Raw genomic sequence first — 1,904 nt, 5'->3', positions numbered from 1 at the left:
GCATGGACGAAACGTGGGCCAAAGAATTCGGGCTGAATTACGCCCAGATGCGGTTCGTCCAAGATGCGATTCCTGGGAACGAGGATGCGGGGTACTCCGAAGCGCTCGTCGGTGTCGACGGCGAGTGGCGTGGGATTCGGGTTGAGGCGATGCCCAAGGAGAAACAGGTTATCGACTTCGACCCGACTGAATCGGTTGGTGCGTTGTTACTGGGGGCTAGCGACAACACCACTCAGACATACAGGCATTCTTAACCTGACACGTACGGCATGACACAGACAGACGGTGAGTTCAGCATGACACCTTCACAACCATCCAGATCTCCAGGAAGCACTTGATACGCTTGATGACGAAATCCCAGTCGCGACGATTTCGGATACTGTCGCAAACAGAGAAGCCGTTGTTGGTGGGCATCTCGATCGCGGGGAAGCACAGGCGTTCGCCCTCGCCGACGCACACGACGGTCGACTGCTGACAGACGACGGAGATGCCCGATTGTTTGCGAAAGGCCAAGGCGTGACCGTTGTCGGGTCGGTTGCGGTTCTGTTGGCTGCAATCGATGCTGGGAAAATCGATGAAGCGACTGCTGACGAGTGGCTATCGACGTGGATCGATGAGATTAGCTACTACGTCCCGTGTCGAACGATTTCGGAGTATCGATGACGGGCTTGCTCGGAGTTCGAAACGCCTGATGCACAGTCGCCTGATGAGGTGTCCCGGGTGGGTGCGAGCCGTGAGAAGTCCGTAGAGGAGATTTGGGAGGCGGTGTCTGAGTGGAAGACGCTCGAAGAGCGTGCGGCGTTGTTGGATGCGGCGCGTCGCGATGAGTTGTCGGGTGGGGGCGCTGGAAGCGTCAATATCTGAGGGAGAATCGGACGGCACCGGGAGTATCGATAGTGATGTATTGGAGCGAATTGGTCGACGGTTGCGTGGAAGTGCTCGGTTTTCCAGTGTTGAGTATCGACCTTCGTATTCACCGAATGCTGTGGGGGCCGATTTTGACACTGGGTATTTTCCGGCGGATATAGAGAGTGCGTATCTTCGTATTCGTTGGTTTGTGACGGACGATTTCAGCGTGCACTATTCTGAGCAATATCGTGATGGGAGACCGTGCTCGGCCGTGGTGAAAAAAGAAGAGTCTACTGAACCAGGAGAAGAAATGGAGAATGTGAAATTTTGGGGAGGAGACGGGTAGTTTATAGCATTACGTTATTGTCGTTCGAAGTCGTTGTCGGGGGAATGTTAACAGTTTTCGAAACTGTTGCACCCGCTTCGGTCGTGAATTCAAACGTCGCTGTTTGACCAGGCTCAAGCGGTTTGAACACATCTGACGACCAAGCATCCGGATCGGCAGTTCCACCAGTATCAACTGCTTCAGGGTTGAGGTTAACACTAATTTTTGCACGATCTGAGCTATCTGAAAGGATATCATTACTTGCGCCATCAATTGAATCGATAGTAACTGCCTTGTCAGATAGTACGATCTGCTCTGCCCCTTCAGGACCAAGGTAATTGAGAGTCACCTTGTCCATTTGGATACTACCAGCACCGGGGTCCTTCTTTACTATGAAGTTGATGTCTTCAACGCCGGTGAATTCGGAACCACCCGTTGTGTAGCGAGGGTCACCGGTACTCCCATCAGTAGCATCCGCGTCCGTATCGTACTCGTTTATACCCGATCCATAGATACTAATCACATTGAGTCGATCGGTGACCTGTGCGCTACTTTGCTGTCCTGTATCCTGTGCTTGATCTTGAAGAACACCAGCCGTGTCGACGAGGACACCAGCAGCTATCGCAGCAACTAGTACCATCGCGATAAACACGATGAGCGTTCCAATCCCAACCTGAGCGCGACGAGACTGACTGATGAACTTGGCAGCGTCCATTAGAGCGACACCGTC

Annotated in this window: 2 protein-coding genes and 2 pseudogenes; 3 read left to right on the top strand and 1 reads right to left on the bottom strand. The window is 53.0% G+C overall.

Annotated elements, in window-relative coordinates:
• The 3 genes and pseudogenes from AUR66_RS03290 to AUR66_RS21065 all read left to right on the top strand — a co-directional run.
• A pseudogene (locus AUR66_RS03290) lies at window positions 1-254 on the top strand (VirB4 family type IV secretion system protein); the annotation flags it as partial.
• Between the two features lie 55 nt (window positions 255-309).
• A pseudogene (locus tag AUR66_RS23230) lies at window positions 310-663 on the top strand (twitching motility protein PilT); the annotation flags it as partial.
• A 57-nt stretch (window positions 664-720) separates the two neighbouring features.
• On the top strand, window positions 721-864 hold the full coding sequence (locus AUR66_RS21065) for a hypothetical protein (RefSeq protein ID WP_157532980.1): 144 nt from the start codon (window positions 721-723) through the stop codon (window positions 862-864).
• Window positions 865-1,196: 332 nt separating this feature from the next.
• Here AUR66_RS21065 and AUR66_RS03280 read toward each other — a convergent pair.
• Window positions 1,197-1,904 (bottom strand): archaellin/type IV pilin N-terminal domain-containing protein (locus AUR66_RS03280; protein ID WP_058571084.1); only part of this gene is annotated, 708 nt, incomplete at its 5' end.

The organism is Haloferax profundi (assembly GCF_001469865.1).
In the GTDB taxonomy this organism is placed as follows: Archaea; Halobacteriota; Halobacteria; order Halobacteriales; family Haloferacaceae; genus Haloferax; species Haloferax profundi.
The sequence above is the reverse complement of the archived record's forward strand: the minus strand, read 5'-3'. Positions and strand labels throughout refer to the sequence as shown.